The sequence below is a fragment of the Burkholderia sp. Bp9090 genome (genome assembly GCF_003857985.1).
GTDB lineage: Bacteria > Pseudomonadota > Gammaproteobacteria > Burkholderiales > Burkholderiaceae > Burkholderia.
In genome coordinates this window covers 1-15177 of sequence record NZ_QTPV01000032.1, presented here as the reverse complement: position 1 = coordinate 15177, position 15177 = coordinate 1, and the positions used below count along the sequence as shown (strand labels likewise).

The window sequence follows — 15177 nt, the reverse complement described above, 5'->3', positions numbered from 1 at the left end:
CCGCGCGGCCGGAATCAGTACGCGCGCGGACGGATCAGCGCTTCGGGCTGCAGCGCCTCGTCCAGTTGCGCGGCGGTCATCAGCTGGCGATCGAGCACGACTTCGCGGATCGACTTGCCGCTCGCGTGCGCCTCGGCGGCCACGGCGGTCGCGCGCTTGTAGCCGATGTACGGGTTCAGCGCGGTCGCGAGCGCGACCGACCGCTCCATCGTTTCGCGCAACCGCTCGGGGTTCGCGGTGATTCCGCTCACGCAGCGGTCCGCGAGCGTCGTGCAGGCGGCCGTCAGATGGCCGAAGCTGCGGAACAGCGCGCTCGCGATCACCGGCTCGAACGCGTTGAGCTGAAGCTGGCCGGCCTCGGCGGCGAAGGTCACAGTCAGGTCGTTGCCGAACACTTCGAACGCAACCTGGTTCACGACTTCCGGAATCACCGGGTTCACCTTGCCCGGCATGATCGACGAGCCGGCCTGCACCGGCGGCAGGTTGATTTCGCCGAAGCCGGCACGCGGGCCGCTCGACAGCAGCCGCAGGTCGTTGCAGATCTTCGACAGCTTGACCGCGATCCGCTTCAGCACGCCGGAGACCTGCACGAACGCGCCGCAGTCCTGCGTCGCCTCGATCAGGTTCGGCGCGGTGCTCAGGTCCAGGCCGGTGATGCGGCGCAGCGCGGCCAGCGCCTTCTCCGCGTACTGCGGATGCGCGGTGATGCCGGTGCCGATCGCGGTCGCGCCGAGATTGATCTCGCGCATCAGCAAGCCGGCTTCCTGCAGGCGCGCGATGTCTTCCGTCACCATCACCGCGTAGGTCGAGAACTCCTGGCCGAGCGTCATCGGCACGGCGTCCTGCAACTGCGTGCGGCCGAGCTTCAGCAGATCCGAGAACGCGTCGGCCTTCTCCGCGAACGCATCGCGCAGGCGCGCCATCGCGTCGAGCAGATGCTCGACCGCGAAGCAGGTCGCGATCCGGATCGCGGTCGGATAGACGTCGTTCGTGCTCTGCGCGAGGTTGACGTGCTCGTTGGGATGCAGGTATTCGTACTGCCCGCGTGCGTGCCCCATGATCTCGAGCGCGCGGTTGCAGATCACCTCGTTGGCGTTCATGTTGGTCGACGTGCCGGCCCCGCCCTGGATGATGTCGACCACGAACTGGTCGTGCAGGCGGCCTTCGCGAATCTCGACACAGGCGGCGGCGATCGCGTCGCGATACGCGTGCGGCAGCAGCCCGAGCCCGCAGTTCGCGTCGGCCGCGGCTTCCTTCACCGCCGCGAGCGCCATGACGAGATACGGCAGCGACGCGATCGTGCGCCCCGAAATGTCGAAGTTCTCCTTCGCGCGCAGCGTATGGACGCCGTAGTACGCCGAATCCGGAATGCTTCGTTTCCCTAAGAGATCCGCTTCGACGCGGAAGCCGTTTTCCGTCATGGGTGCCCCTCCTGAAATGTCTCGTGCCGCCGCGGCAACGCGGCTGCGTTCACCGCTTCCCCGTGCGACGGGATCGCATTCTATGCCTTTGCATAAAGAAGCTCGCCTCTGTATTATCGAAATCGGTTTTGCGTGGGACGCAACAGCGAGAGACGAATGAAAACAATGGCAAGAGACACCGGCATCGATCACCTCGGCGCGATGCGCGCGTTCGTGCGGGTCGTCGAAATGGGGAGTTTTTCCGCGGTCGCGAAGGAGATGCACGTGTCGACGTCCACCGTCGCGCGCAAGATCACGGCGATCGAGGACGCGCTCGGCGTCGCGCTGCTGCATCGCTCGACGCACAGCGTGACGCTGACCGAGGCCGGCCACATCTACCTGGAACGCGCGGTCACGCTGATCGCCGATCTCGACGACACGCTGCGCGTCGTCGCCGAGCTCAATTCGCAGCCGAGCGGCCCGCTGAAGCTCACCGCGCCGGTCGGGTTCGGCCGCCGCCACCTCGCGCCGCTGATCGCGCCGTTTCTCGCACGCTACCCGACGATCCAGCTCGACGTGCGGCTCACCGACAACCACAACGACCTCGTCGCCGGCGGCTTCGACCTCGACATTCACGAGGGCGAGAACTACCTGGACAACCTGGTCGTCCACCGGTTGTCGCGCAACGACAGCATCCTGTGCGCGACGCCCGGCTATCTCGACCGCTGCGGGCGCCCCGCGACGCCGGACGACCTGCGGCATCACAACTGCCTGCGCTACGTGCACCCGGAAGGCGATCCGCGCTGGGAGCTCGTGCGCGGCGACGCGCGGCACAGCGTGCTGCCGGCCGGCAACCTCGTCACCGATCATTCGGAACTGCTGCTGGATGCGACCTGCGCGGGGCTCGGCATCGCCGAATTCGAGATCTGGCTGGTGCGCGACCTGCTCGCGAGCGGTCGGCTCGAAGCCGTGCTGCCGCGCTACCGGCTGCAGAACAAGCTGACGGGCGACTACATCTACATCGCGTATCTGTCGAACCGGCGCAGCTCGGCGAAGCTGCGCGTGCTGAAGGACTTCCTCATGGAGCATCTCGCGCACATCGGCGAGCTGTCGGAAGTCGAGCTGGCGAAGATTCGCGACGCGGGCGCGTAGCGGCTGCCGTCGCGCCGGCCGGCAACGCGGCGCCGCTGCGCACCGCGGCCCTCGGCATCGGTGCGCCGACGCCCGTCAGGCCAGCTGCAATTCGAACGGGAACGTCGCGTGCCCGATCTCGACACCCTGCGTGTTCAGCATCCGCGGCCGGTGGAACGCGGCGAGCCGCGCGCGCTGCGCGTCCGTGCCGATCTGCAGACGCTCGAGCAGTTCGCTGACCATCATGTACAGCACGTCGATGTTGCCGTCCTCGATCTTCACCGAGAGGCCGAGCGCGCCGTCGGCGCCGAGCGCCCGCGTGCGCGCCGATGCGCGTACGCCGATCCCGTAGCACGCATCCGCACCGAGCTTGCCGACGACCTGCCCGTCGAACGCATCCATCAGCACCGTGCAGTAGCGCCCTTCCCCGGCGACCAGCTCCGGATGGGCCGTCATCGCATGATGAATGCGCGCCAGCGCGCGCACGCGACCGGTCGCCGCGGCGCCGCCGGCTGCCACCGTATCCGCGCCGTCGGCCAGCGATGCGTAAAGACGCGCGAGGCGATCGAGCGGGAACGCCGGCGTCGGCAGGTTGCAGCCGTCGATCGCCCAGTCGACCTCGTCGTCGCGCAGGCCGCACGCGTTGGCGACCACCTGCTTCACGCGCACCTGCATCGGATGCTCCGGCAGATGGTAGTCGGCGATCGCGGCGCCGATCGCCCGCGCGCCGGCCAGCATCCCGACATGCTTGCCCGAACAGTTGCTGCAGACGCCGGTCGGCGTGTAGTCGCGCTTGATCCACGACCGGTACACCGCGTCCGACAGCGGCGCATGCCCGCCGCACCGCAGATCCGACTCCTGCGCGTCGACCTTCTCCAGCATCGCCCGCGTGCGCGCGATGTGCCGCTCCTCGCTGCTGTGCGACGCGCACATCAACGCGATGTCCGCGTCGTCGAAACCGAACCGCTCGGGCGCGCCCGTCTCGATCACGGACAGCGCCTGGGCCGGCTTCGCCGCCGAGCGCGCGAGCGTCATCCGGTACGGATCGCCGAGCCGGAACAGCAGCTTGCCGCCGGCATCCACCACCGCCACGTCGGCGACGTGTTTGTTCTCGATCGCCTTGCCGCGGTACGTCACGACCGCTGCGCGTTGGGTGTCCATCTGTCTTGTCTCCTTCGTCGGGGCCTGAATGCCGGGGCCCGTGCAACCGGTACGGCAGTGTATCGAGTCTGCCGCGGGGTCGAGCCGGTCGGCCGGTGGAAAGTGGTATTGCGCCGGATGCAAAGCCATCGGCCCCCACGAAAACCTGACAGATTCAGTACACGGAGCCTTCGATCGCCACCAGCGCGAACGTCGCGAGCCAGTGCTCGCCCATGTAATCGCCGGCCACGTGCGCGAGCGCGCTCGCGAGATGCCGGTCGGCCGCATCGAGCAGCCTCGCGCGTCGCGCATCGCCTTCCGGAAGCGCGCCGGCCAGCGCGCGCTGGCACCACGCGCGGCTCAGGTTCAAGCCGTCCAGATGCGCGATCTTGCCGTCGCTGCGGTCGCTGACCGTCGCCGGCACGAACAGCGTCGCGGGCTCGCCGCGCGCGAGATCCGGCAGGAAACGCGCGAACCAGCCGTCGAATTCGGCGGCCGGCAGCACGCGCCGCATCAGCTCCGCCTCCATCAGCGCGGGCGACAGGAACTCGTCGCCCGACGGCTCCCACGCCTGGCACGCGACATCGTTCAGGTGCCAGCGTTTCGCGGTATCGACGATCAGCGCCGCGAGCCCGTCGCGCTGCGTCGCGCGCGCGAAGTCGAGTGCGAGCGCCAGTGCGAACGCGGTGTTGAAGTGCGTGCCGACCCGTAGCGGATAGGTCGCCTTCGGCAGGAAAGTCTCGAAGCGCGCGACGAACAGGTCGGCGAGCGGCGCGATCGTCTTCGCCCAGCGGGCGGCCTGCGGCACCACGCCCTTCAGCGCGAGCCGCTCCAGCTGCGCGGACAGCGCCAGCAGCCACGCCCATCCGTACGGCCGCTCGAAGCCGCTGTTGTGCGGCAGCGCGAGGTACGCGCGTTCGCCGGCGACGTTCGCGTCGGTGAAATGCGCGTCGACGACGGCGATGATCCGCTCGGCTTCCGCCAGCGCCGGATAGCGTTCGAGCACGCGCAGCACGAGCCAGTAGCCGTGCACGCACGAATGCCAGTCGTAGCTGCCGTAGAAGATCGGGTGCAATGCGCGCGGCCCCTGCACGTCGTGCGGGCCTTCGAGCGAATGGGTGAGCCTGTTCGGATATTCGCGGGTCAGGTGCGCGAGCGCGAGCGACGCGAATTTCGAGGCGAGTTCGGGGGTCAGTCGGTCGGTCATGGGCATCTCGTCAGAAGCGGAATACGAACGCGTACATCAGCAGCGTGTTGACGGCCAGCAGCAGCACGGCGGTCGGCCACTGCGCCTCGATCACGCCGTTCTTGTCCTTCAGTGCGAGCCGCGCGGCCGGCACGATGTTGAAGTTCGCGGCCATCGGCGTCGTCAGCGTACCGCAGAAGTCGCTCAGCATCCCGATCGCGCCGAGGATCGCATCCCGCCCGCCAGCCCGTCGCGAGACCCGCGATCGTCGCCACCAGCAGCGCGTTGAAGCGCAGCGCGAAACCGATCACGACGATCGGCACGCCAATCAGCACCAGCATTGCTCCTCCTCGTGTTGGATGCGCGGCGCCGTGACGACGTGCTGTCCGCCCGGTTTCGACCGGGTTCAGGCCGCAAAATCCAACACCAGATTTTATCGATAAAAAGTCGACAATTTAAGGCTTCGGCCAAACGTTGAAACCGGTACCACCGTGCGCCGGCCTTGTGCCTGCCGTATGTCAGCCGTGTGCCAGCGGTGTGTCAGCGGTGTTTCGACCGTGTGCGGCCCGAGCGGTCGGCAGCGGGCGGCAACGGCGGCGCGCGCGGCATGCACGCTTGCGCCGCGCGAACCGCGGGCGGCCCGCGCGCCCGCCGCGCATGGCGGAGCGCCGGTGCGCCGACTAAACTGGAAGGCATCGGCAACGTTCGGGAGAGCCGCCATGATTGACGTATTCCAGACCATCGGCAGCCGCGCGTTCTCCGCTCATCTGGCGAAGGACGGGATGGTGACGCTGATGGAACAACGCCACGAAGTCGACCGCGTGACGCTCGCGACCGCCTATGCCGCGCTCGTCGAGGAATCGGAGCAGGAAGCCGACCTGCTCGACGCAACCGTCGAAGGGATGATGCGCGCGCTGATCCAGGGGTACGCGCGCAGCCATTGATCGACTGAACGCGCCCGGCGCGGTGCGCCGGCCTGCGCGGCCGGCTCGCCGATGCCCGCGCATGCGCCCGCCCGTTTCCCGCTAAAACGAACGCGCCGGCAACGGGTTTCCGCACTGCCGCATCGTCCCGCAGATGGCCGTCCGCCTTCGCGGGCGGCAAAAAATGTCGCCCCGGAATAGAGAAAAGGGTCTGAAACGACGCAATGCGCAATTTTTTCGATTGCCGCCGCTCGCGCCGCATGACAGCATGCGGACGTCGCCAATCGAAAAGAATTCCGTGCCGCGCGCCCGCCGATGCCGTTCGGCGGCGCCGAACCGGCACTGCCTTTCATGAACCCGGCCCATACCCAACACTACGAACCGACCGGAGCATCCCGCTTGTGAATATCGGCATCGTCAACGACCTCCCGCTTGCCGTCGAGGCGATGCGCCGCGCGCTCGCGCGCCGGCCCGAGCATCGCGTGCTGTGGGTCGCGACCGACGGCGCGCAAGCCGTCGAACTGTGCGCCGCGCAACCGCCCGACGTCGTGCTGATGGACCTGGTCATGCCGAAGTGCGACGGGATCGAGGCGACGCGGCGGATCATGCGTTCCGCCCGCCCGTGCGCGATCCTGATCGTGACGAGCTGCATCGGCGCGAACGCATGGCGCGTGTTCGAAGCGATGGGTGCCGGCGCGCTCGACGCGGTCGATACGCCTCGCCTCGGCGAAGACGCGGCCGGCGACACCGCGCGGCTGCTGCTCGCCAAGATCGACCAGATCGGCCGCCTGCTCGACGCGCCCGGCGGTGTCCGCGCGGCCGGCACGGCCTCGCGCGCGGGCGGCGGCCCGCTGATCGCGATCGGTGCGTCCGCCGGCGGCCCCGGCGCGCTCGCGTCGATCCTCGGCAGCCTGCCGGCCGACTTCAGCGCGCCGATCGTGATCGTCCAGCACGTCGATCGCGCGTTCGCCGAAGGCATGGCGCAATGGCTCGACGGCCAGACGCCGCTGACCGTGCGCGTCGCGCACGAAGGCGACCGCCCGCAGCCGGGCGTCGCGCTGCTCGCGGCGACCGACGATCACCTGCGCATCACGCGCACCGGCACGCTCGAATACACGCGCGAACCGGCCGCCACGCCGTACCGGCCGTCGGTCGACGTGTTCTTCAACAGCCTGACCGAGCACTGGCCGGGCCGCGTGATCGGCGTGCTGCTGACCGGCATGGGACGCGACGGCGCGATCGGCCTGAAGGCCCTGCGGATGAAGGGCTATCACACGATCGCGCAGGACGAGGCGACCAGCGCCGTCTACGGCATGCCGAAGGCGGCCGCGACGCTCGGCGCGGCCCGCGCGATCCTGCCGCTCGAGCGCATCGCGGGCGAGCTGGCGGCACTCGCGCGAATCTGAACCCAATGAAACCCTGTCACACCCGTCGCAGCCATGGCGCGACCCCGCATCAATCATGACCAGCGACCTCACCCGCCCGCCCGGCAGCCTGCAGGCGGCGTTCGACGCCTTGCACGTGCCGCCCACGCCGCACGCCGACACCCCCGCGATGGTCCTGCTCGTCGACGACCAGACGATCGTCGCGGAAGCCATCCGGCGCGCGCTCGTCGACGAGGACGGCATCGACTTCCACTACTGCCCGCGCTCGGACGACGCGCTGGCGACCGCGATCGAGACGCGGCCGACCGTGATCCTGCAGGATCTCGTGATGCCCGGCATCGACGGGCTGAGCCTCGTGAAGGCATACCGCGCGAATCCGGCGACGCGTGACGTGCCGATCATCGTGCTGTCGACGCAGGAAGAGCCAGTGATCAAGAGCGCCGCGTTCGCGGCCGGCGCGAACGACTATCTCGTGAAACTGCCCGACCGCATCGAACTGGTCGCGCGGATCCGCTATCACTCGCGCTCGTACATGAACCTGCTGCAGCGCGACGAGGCCTACCGCGCGCTGCGGCAATCGCAGCAGCAACTGCTCGAGGCCAATCTCGAACTGCGGCGCCTCACGCACTCGGACGGCTTGACCGGGCTGTCGAACCGCCGCTATCTCGACGAATACCTGGCCGCCGAATGGCGGCGCGGCACGCGCGAGCGCAGCGAGCTGTCGCTGCTGATGATCGACGTCGACAACTTCAAGCTGTACAACGACACGTACGGCCACGTGTCGGGCGACAGCGTGCTCAAGCAGGTCGCGACGACCATCGAACGCTGTCTCGGGCAGTCCGGCGATCTCGCCGCGCGTTTCGGCGGCGAGGAGTTCGCGGTCGTGATGCCGGCCACGTCGCCGGGCGCCGCGCGGCTGCTCGGCGAGAAGATCCGCCTCGCGGTCGAGTCGCTGCGGCTCGAGCATGTGCACGCGTCGACGGGCCGCTACGTGACGATCAGCATCGGCGGCGCGAGCATCGTGCCGGCCCCCGGCCTGCCGACCACCTCGCTGATCGAGGCGGCCGATCGCGCGCTGTATCGCGCGAAGCACGACGGCAAGAATCGCGTCGAGATCGACGCGCCGCCGGCGCCCCCGGTTCCGCCGGCCGGCGGCGGTTTCGCCTGAATGCCTACACGGTGACGAGCCGGCGCGCGTAATCGGTCGGATCGAGCGGCCGGCCGAACAGGTAGCCCTGCTGCATGTCGCAGCCGATCTGCTGCAGGAACCACGACTGCGCCTGGGTCTCGACGCCTTCCGCGGTGACCTTCATCCCGAGGGAATGCGCCATCGCGACGACGGCCTGCGTGATCGCGACCGAGTCGCGATGATCGGGCACGCCCGATACGAACGATCGGTCGACCTTCAGGTTGTGCAGCGGGAAACGCTTCAGGTAGGCGAGCGACGAGTAGCCGGTGCCGAAATCGTCGACCGAGATCCGCACGTTCATGTCCGTGAGCGCTTCGAGCATCGGCAGCACGGTGTCCGTGTCGTTCATCAGCAGTCCTTCGGTAATCTCCAGTTCGAGCGCCCCCGGATCGAGCTGCGTCTGCGCGAGGCAGTGGTAGACCGACTCGACGAGCCCCTCGTGGAACTGCCGCGGCGACAGGTTGACCGCGAGCGTCAGGTCGGGCGCGATCGTGCGGCGCCATTCGGCGGCCTGCCGGCAGGCCGTTTCGAGCACCCACTGGCCGATCGCGACGATCAGCCCGGTATCTTCCGCGACCGGAATGAATTCCGCCGGCGACATCGGCCCGAGTTCGGGGCTCGTCCAGCGCAGCAACGCTTCGGCGCCGACCGTGCGGCCGCTGCGCGCGTCGACGACCGGCTGGTACGCGAGCCGCAGCATGTCCGACGAGAACGCGCGCCGCAGCGACTGCTCGATCGCGAAGCGGCGCTGCAGGCGCTGGTTCAGCTGCGCGGTGAAGAACGTGAAGTGGTTGCGGCCGCGCTGCTTCGCGTCGTACATCGCGGAGTCGGCGTTGCGCATCAGCGTGACCGAATCGTCGCCGTCGCGCGGCGCGACGCTGATGCCGATCGACACGCCGAGCCAGTATTCGTTGTTCGCGATCTCGAACGGCTGCGCGATCGTGTCGATCACCTCGCGCGCGAGCACGGCCAGCTCGTCGGGATCGTCGCAGTGGTCGACGAGGATCACGAACTCGTCGCCGCCGACGCGCGTGAGCGCGTGGCGCCCGCCCGCGCAGGCCGCGAGGCGCGCCGCGACGCTGCGCAAGAGCGCGTCGCCGGCCTCGTGGCCGGCCGTGTCGTTGACCTTCTTGAAGCCGACGAGATCGAGGAACAGGATCGCGACATGCGCAGGCCCGGCCGCCGCCTCGCGCGCGCCGAACAGCTCGCGCATCCGTTCGGAGAGCCAGCGCCGGTTGTAGAGGCCCGTCAGCGCGTCGCGCGTCGCCAGGTAGCGCAGTTGCTGCTGCGCTTCGCGCACGGGGCCGATGTCGTGAAACGACACGAGCACCGATTCGGGCTGCGTCTCGCCCGGTTTCACGATCGGCACCGCGTTGCCGCGCACCCAGATGACGTCGCCGTCGGCGAGCCCGAAGCCGACCGAGTAGTCGAGCTGCGGCATGGCCGTGGTGAACGCGAGCCGGCTCGGCCAGTCGTCGGGGGCGAGCGGTGTGCCGTCCTCGCGCAGCTTGTACAGGATCACCGTCGACAGCCGGCGGCCGACGAGGTCGCCCTTCGCACGCATCATCCGGTTCGCGCTCGGATTGCTCGCGATCACCATGCCGTCGCGCGACACCACGAGAATCCCTTCGTTCAGGCTGTTGACGACCAGGCGGTGATGTTCCTCGCTGCGAGCGAGCTGCCGCGCGATCCAGTCCTGGTGCACCGCGAGGCCGACGCTGTTGCCGATATCGCGCAGCAGGTCGGTTTCGGTGTCGGTGGGCCGCCGCGGCGTACGGTGATAGACGGCGAATGCGCCGAGCACGGTGCCCGTATCGTCCAGGAACGGCACCGACCAGCACGCGCGCAGGCCGTGCGGCAACGCGAACGAACGGTAGGCGGCCCACAGCGGATCGGTTTCGATGTCTTCGACGGCGATCATCCGGCGCTCGTACATCGCCGTGCCGCACGAGCCCGCGGCGGGCCCGATCGATGCGCCGTCGATCGCCGCGCTGTACTGCACGGGCAGCGACGGCGCGGCACCGACGTGCACGTGCACGCCGTCCGCGTCGAGCAGCAGGATCGTGCACGACGCGCCGTCGCCGAGCAGCGCCTCGGCGCGCCGGCAGACCTCGACGAGCAGTTCCGGCAGTGGTGTATTGCGTGTGATCAGCCTCAGCACGCTTTGCTCGGATGCGAGCACTTCCGCTGCGAGGCCGAGACTGTAGCGAGAACTTTGCGGTTCGGTATTCAAGATGAATCCTGCCGTCAGTTCGACCGGGTCTGATGCGCCCGATTCGTAGCGATTCTTCGTGCCGTTTTTTCATCGCTCCGGGTTTACGAGAGCCCGGTGCGTCCCCAAGAGCGCGCGTCGCGACGCGTACCAAAATACATTTAACACCAATCCGCGCGGCCCCGCGCATCCGCGTGCATCAGGGCTTACGCGCGGTCGCGCCCCGCATGCGCGGCGACGCGCGTGGCGGCGCCCGATTCATCAGACGGTTGGCGCGCGCGGCGCCTCACGCGTGCCCGCCCGGCGGCTCGCGCGTGACCGCCTTCAGCGCGTCGATCGCGGCCGCCACCGACGTGCCCGCCGGCGCCGCGAACAGCGCGCCGACCGTGTCGGGCATCGTCGACAGCTTCAGCGGCAAGCGGCCGACACGCTCGCCGGCGGCCGCCGCCATGCCGAACGCGCGGGCCGACTGCACGAACAGGCACGGCGTCTGTTCGGCGACCGCGCGGTTGGTCTGCCATGACACCGATTCCATCATCACGACCGGCGGCGCGAGGCCCGCCTTCGCGAACTCGGCATCGAGCGCCGTGCGCGCCGGCGAGCCGAGCGGCGGCGCGATCCACGGAAACGCCGCCGCGTCGCGCCAGCCGACTCGCGGGCGCCGCAGCAGCGGATGGCGCGGCCCGCACACGACGATCATGTCGTCGCGATAGAGCGGCGCGATGTCGAGCCCTGCGCGCAGCGCCGACACGTCGAGCCGGCACACCAGCAGGTCGAGTTCGTGGCGCTGCGCCTGCGCGAGCATCCGGTCGAGCGTGTCCTCGCGAACGTTGAGCTGCACCGCGCGCCCCGCGTCGCGCAGCCAGGCGAGCACGCCCGGAATCAGTTGCGGCGCCATGTTCGGCAGCAGGCCGATCGACACCGGGCGGCCGGCGCCGGTGCGCAACGCGTCGAACGCGGGCGCGACGCCGCGCAAGTCGGTCAGCACGCGGCCGATGCATTCGAGCAGCGCATCGCCGTACGCGGTCGGCGCGACGCGGCGCGACGTGCGCTCGAACAGCAGCAGGCCGAGCGACGCCTCGAGTTCGCGCAGCCACTTCGACAGCGCCGGCTGCGTGATCGACGCGGCCTCGGCCGTGCGCGCGAAGCTGCGCGTGCGGGCGAGCGCGTCGAGCGTCTCGAGGTCGCGCAGCCGCAGCCGGCGCAGCGCCTGCGCGATGCGCGGGTCGTGGGCCGGCGCGCCGGGCGGCGCGAGCGGGTCCGGCGCAAGGCGGCCGCCCGGGCCGCGGGTCGCGAAAGTCACTGACATCTCCGTCATTCATGTTCCGGGGGTTATCGATCGATCGCGATCTTTCATCGATCGATACGCGATCGTGCCGCATAGTCGTCGGCATGAAAACCCCCGGCGCGCGCCGGCACGAACAGGAGACAACGACGTGAAAGACGATCAGGACCCCACCGCCGGCGCACCCGCGGCCCGGCGCCAGTTCCTCAAGCTCGCCGGCGCGGCGGTCGCGGCGGCCGGTTTCGGCGCGGACGCTCGCACGGCCAACGCGGTGCCGGCCGCCCCGGCAGCCGCGGCAAGCGGCGACGCCGGGCCCGCGCCCGCGTTTCACGGCGCGGCGACGGCACCCGCCGCGCCGCCCGCCGGCTACAACATCCTGTTCATCCTGACCGACCAGGAGCGCCACTTCGACCGCTGGCCGTTTCCCGCGCCGGGCCGCGAAGCGCTGCGCCGCGACGGCATCACGTTCACGCGCCACCAGATCGCCGCGTGCGTGTGCTCGCCGTCGCGCTCCACCGTCTACACCGGACAGCACATCCAGCACACCGGCGTGCTCGACAACGCGGGCATGCCCTGGCAGAAGGACATGTCGCCGGACGTGCGCACCGTCGGCCACATGCTGCGCGACGCCGGCTACTACGCCGCGTATCTCGGCAAGTGGCACCTGAGCGCGACGATGCACGAAACCACGAGCCCGTACACCGCGCCGGTGGCCGACTACAACCGCACGATCCGCGCGTACGGCTTCGACGACTACTTCGGCGTCGGCGATCTGATCGGGATGGTGCGCGGCGGCTATCAATACGATGGCATCACGACCGAGGCCGCGGTGAGCTGGATGCGCAACCATGCGCCGCGGCTCGAGAAGGAAGGCAAGCCGTGGTTCCTCGCGGTGAACCTCGTCAATCCGCACGACGTGATGTTCGTGAACACCGACACGAACGGCTCGGCCGTGCAGGACGCGAACCATCCGATGCTCGGCAACGCGCCACCGCCCGACGACGCGCTGTATCGCACGTCGTGGCGCGACGTGCCGCTCGCGGCGTCGCGCCGGCAGCCGTACGACGCGCCCGGACGACCGGCCGCGCACGGGATGTTCAATGCCGCGCATGCGAACCTCGTCGGCCGCTATCCGTTCACCGACGAACGCCTGCGCATTTACCAGGATAACTACTTCAATTGCATCCGCGACTGCGACACGCACGTCGTGCGCCTGCTGCAGTCGTTGCAGTCGCTCGGCCTCGACGAGCGCACGATCGTCGTGATGACGGCCGACCACGGCGATCACGTCGGCGCCCACCAGCTCGTCGGCAAGGGCGCGACCGCGTATCAGCCGCAGAACCACGTGCCGCTCGTGATCCGCCATCCCGCGTATCCGGGCGGCACGCAGTGCGATGCGCTGACGTCGCACATCGATATCGCGCCGACGCTGCTCGGGCTGACCGGCATCGACACCCCGCGCTCCGCGTCGATCCGCGGCGACGCGCTCAAGGGCCACGACCTCACGCGCTGGCTCGCGAAGCCGGCCGACGCGAAGCTGCACGCGGCACGCGACGCCACGCTGTTCAACTACGCGATGCTGCTCTACTACGACAGCGAATGGATGCTCAAGGAGCTGACCGCGCTGCGGCAAAAAGGCGTGCCCGAAGACGCGCTGCTGCGTCGCGCGCTCGCGCAGCAGCCCGACTTCCGGCTGCGCGGCACGATCCGCAGCGTGTACGACGGCCGTTATCGGTTCACGCGCTATTTCTCGCCGCTCGAGTTCAACCGGCCGACGACGCTGGAGGACCTGTTCGCGCGCAACGACGTCGAGCTGTTCGACGTCACGAACGATCCGGCCGAAATGCACAATCTCGCGCGGGACCGCAAGCAGCAAGGCGAGCTGCTGCTCGCGATGAACGGCCGGCTGAACGACCTGATCGCGAGCGAAGTCGGCGACGACAGCCCCGATGTGATGCCGATCCGCGACGGAAAGGTGCAGGTGCAGATCCGCAAGCATCACTGACGGCGCGGAAGGCGTGATCGAAAGGCGCCGTCCGATGACGGCGCCCCATCGCCGTCAGTCCTTGCGGATGTGTTCGGCGAGGAAGTCGATCAGCAGCCGCACGCGCGGCAGGAGCCCGCGCCGGGACGGGAACACCGCGTGAATCACGCCGCCCTTCGGCGCCCACCCCGGCAGCACGTCGATCAGCGTGCCGTCGCGCAGGTCGTCCTCGATGACCATGCACGGCAACTGGACGATGCCGACGCCATGAATCGCCGCGTCGCGCAACGCGTGCATGTCGTCGGAGATGTAGCGCGGATGATGGCGCAGCTGCGCCTGCTCGCCGTTCGGCCCGACCAGCTGCCACACGTGCTGCCGCGGCGGCCCCCAGTCGAGGCTCGGCTCGCCGGCCAGCTCGGCCGGGTCGGCCGGCACCGTGCGTCCGGCCAGCCACTGCGGCGCGGCCACCAGCCGCTGCGGGCTGTCGCCGAGAATCCGCATCACGAGGTCGCTGTCCTCCAGCGGTGGGAAACGCACGCGCAGCGCCAGGTCGAAGCCTTCGCTCAGCAGGTCGACCCGGCGGTTCGTCGCCTCGAGATGCACGTGTACCGCCGGATGGATCGCCATGAAGCGCGCGACGAGCTCGCTCACGCGATATTCGAGCAACGCGGTCGGGCAGCTCAAGCGGACGATCCCGCGCGGCTCCGCGTGCCGGCGCTCGATCACCTCGCGCGCCGCGTCGGCCTCGACCAGCACCGCGAGGCAGCGTTCGTAGAATTCGCGGCCGGTTTCCGTGACCGTGAAATGACGCGTCGTCCGCTGCAGCAGCCGCACGTCGTAGTGCGCTTCCAGCGCGGCGATGCGCCGGCTCAGCGTCGACTTCGGGACATCCAGCGCCCGCCCCGCCTGCGTGAAGCCGCCGTGCTCGACCACCTTCACGAAATAGTAGAGGTCGTTCAGGTCATCCATGATTGTTCCACCCATAGAACACTGACGGCATTCTACGGGACTGGAAACCCGGTTGTTGCGCGCATAGCATCGTTCTTCGATGGGGATCGATTGCGCGAACGCGACCGGAGATTTTCCCTGACGGGTGCCTCGCGCGCCGAATCGATTGACTAAGCTTGGAGCATTCGCCCGCCGCGCGCACCGTATCGGACGTGTGCGACAGCACGGGCGCCCCGCCGCAACGACGATCCCGACACCGCGGCCGCCCACCCTGGATCCTCGGGATTTCTCTCACTTCCTGTCCTGTTTCTGGAGGCAACCATGGCAAGCGAACCGATTCGCGATCCCGCGAACGACCACCTGCTCACCCCGCAGAACGCGGCGTTCATCGTCA

The 15177-nt window shown here is 69.1% G+C and carries 11 protein-coding genes and 3 pseudogenes; 6 read left to right on the top strand and 8 right to left on the bottom strand.

The window, feature by feature from the left end:
- Window positions 1-14: 14 nt before the first annotated feature.
- A complete protein-coding gene (gene aspA, locus DIE16_RS25020; RefSeq protein WP_124893610.1) occupies window positions 15-1421 on the bottom strand; it encodes an aspartate ammonia-lyase in 1407 nt (468 codons plus the stop codon).
- Window positions 1422-1577: 156 nt separating this feature from the next.
- On the opposite strand from aspA, the gene DIE16_RS25015 reads away from it, so the two are divergent.
- Complete coding sequence (locus DIE16_RS25015; RefSeq protein WP_044843913.1) at window positions 1578-2552, top strand: LysR family transcriptional regulator; 975 nt, start codon at window positions 1578-1580, stop codon at window positions 2550-2552.
- Between the two features lie 75 nt (window positions 2553-2627).
- On the opposite strand, the gene DIE16_RS25010 is transcribed toward DIE16_RS25015, so the two are convergent.
- From DIE16_RS25010 to DIE16_RS24995, 4 genes and pseudogenes are all read right to left on the bottom strand, one after another.
- On the bottom strand, window positions 2628-3692 hold the full coding sequence (locus tag DIE16_RS25010; protein WP_124893609.1) for an asparaginase: 1065 nt from the start codon (window positions 3690-3692) through the stop codon (window positions 2628-2630).
- A 154-nt stretch (window positions 3693-3846) separates the two neighbouring features.
- A complete protein-coding gene (locus DIE16_RS25005) occupies window positions 3847-4878 on the bottom strand; it encodes a DUF2891 domain-containing protein (RefSeq protein WP_124893608.1) in 1032 nt (343 codons plus the stop codon).
- A 10-nt stretch (window positions 4879-4888) separates the two neighbouring features.
- Window positions 4889-5098, bottom strand: a pseudogene (locus DIE16_RS25000) (5-oxoproline transporter, DUF979 family subunit); the annotation flags it as partial.
- Window positions 5091-5198 (bottom strand): annotated as a pseudogene (locus DIE16_RS24995) (5-oxoproline transporter, DUF969 family subunit); the annotation flags it as partial. The pseudogenes DIE16_RS25000 and DIE16_RS24995, both read right to left, overlap by 8 nt.
- A gap of 378 nt (window positions 5199-5576) precedes the next feature.
- On the opposite strand from DIE16_RS24995, the gene DIE16_RS24990 reads away from it, so the two are divergent.
- The 3 genes from DIE16_RS24990 (at window position 5577) to DIE16_RS24975 (ending at window position 8333) form a co-directional block, all read left to right on the top strand.
- Window positions 5577-5801, top strand: a complete 225-nt coding sequence (locus tag DIE16_RS24990) for a hypothetical protein (protein WP_039357299.1) — start codon at window positions 5577-5579, stop codon at window positions 5799-5801.
- A gap of 380 nt (window positions 5802-6181) precedes the next feature.
- Window positions 6182-7186: a chemotaxis response regulator protein-glutamate methylesterase gene (locus tag DIE16_RS24980; RefSeq protein WP_124893606.1), complete on the top strand. Its 1005-nt coding sequence runs from the start codon at window positions 6182-6184 to the stop codon at window positions 7184-7186.
- 55 nt (window positions 7187-7241) lie between these two features.
- The gene (locus DIE16_RS24975; protein ID WP_124893605.1) at window positions 7242-8333 is read left to right on the top strand and encodes a diguanylate cyclase domain-containing protein; all 1092 of its coding nucleotides are present in this window, start codon (window positions 7242-7244) and stop codon (window positions 8331-8333) included.
- 4 nt (window positions 8334-8337) lie between these two features.
- On the opposite strand, the gene DIE16_RS24970 is transcribed toward DIE16_RS24975, so the two are convergent.
- Together DIE16_RS24970 and DIE16_RS24965 are read right to left on the bottom strand one after the other, a co-directional pair.
- Window positions 8338-10587: a bifunctional diguanylate cyclase/phosphodiesterase gene (locus DIE16_RS24970; protein WP_124522980.1), complete on the bottom strand. Its 2250-nt coding sequence runs from the start codon at window positions 10585-10587 to the stop codon at window positions 8338-8340.
- A gap of 265 nt (window positions 10588-10852) precedes the next feature.
- A complete protein-coding gene (locus DIE16_RS24965) occupies window positions 10853-11875 on the bottom strand; it encodes a LysR family transcriptional regulator (RefSeq protein WP_260434444.1) in 1023 nt (340 codons plus the stop codon).
- Between the two features lie 127 nt (window positions 11876-12002).
- Between DIE16_RS24965 and DIE16_RS24960 the strand changes: the two genes are divergently transcribed.
- Window positions 12003-13856, top strand: a complete 1854-nt coding sequence (locus tag DIE16_RS24960) for a sulfatase-like hydrolase/transferase (protein ID WP_124893604.1) — start codon at window positions 12003-12005, stop codon at window positions 13854-13856.
- A gap of 54 nt (window positions 13857-13910) precedes the next feature.
- Here the strand turns inward: DIE16_RS24960 and DIE16_RS24955 are convergent, their stop codons facing one another.
- The gene (locus DIE16_RS24955) at window positions 13911-14804 is read right to left on the bottom strand and encodes a LysR substrate-binding domain-containing protein (protein ID WP_124488879.1); all 894 of its coding nucleotides are present in this window, start codon (window positions 14802-14804) and stop codon (window positions 13911-13913) included.
- A 300-nt stretch (window positions 14805-15104) separates the two neighbouring features.
- Here DIE16_RS24955 and DIE16_RS24950 point away from each other — a divergent pair.
- A pseudogene (locus DIE16_RS24950) lies at window positions 15105-15177 on the top strand (hydrolase); the annotation flags it as partial.

Bases quoted from the DNA above. Each gene is read 5' to 3' on its own strand.
- DIE16_RS24955 (WP_124488879.1), bottom strand. From the start codon at position 14,804: ATGGATGACCTGAACGACCTCTACTATTTCGTGAAGGTGGTCGAGCAC.
- DIE16_RS24965 (WP_260434444.1), bottom strand. From the start codon at position 11,875: ATGTCAGTGACTTTCGCGACCCGCGGCCCGGGCGGCCGCCTTGCGCCG.
- DIE16_RS25010 (WP_124893609.1), bottom strand. From the start codon at position 3,692: ATGGACACCCAACGCGCAGCGGTCGTGACGTACCGCGGCAAGGCGATC.
- aspA (WP_124893610.1), bottom strand. From the start codon at position 1,421: ATGACGGAAAACGGCTTCCGCGTCGAAGCGGATCTCTTAGGGAAACGA.
- DIE16_RS25015 (WP_044843913.1), top strand. From the start codon at position 1,578: ATGAAAACAATGGCAAGAGACACCGGCATCGATCACCTCGGCGCGATG.
- DIE16_RS24990 (WP_039357299.1), top strand. From the start codon at position 5,577: ATGATTGACGTATTCCAGACCATCGGCAGCCGCGCGTTCTCCGCTCAT.
- DIE16_RS25005 (WP_124893608.1), bottom strand. From the start codon at position 4,878: ATGACCGACCGACTGACCCCCGAACTCGCCTCGAAATTCGCGTCGCTC.
- DIE16_RS24975 (WP_124893605.1), top strand. From the start codon at position 7,242: ATGACCAGCGACCTCACCCGCCCGCCCGGCAGCCTGCAGGCGGCGTTC.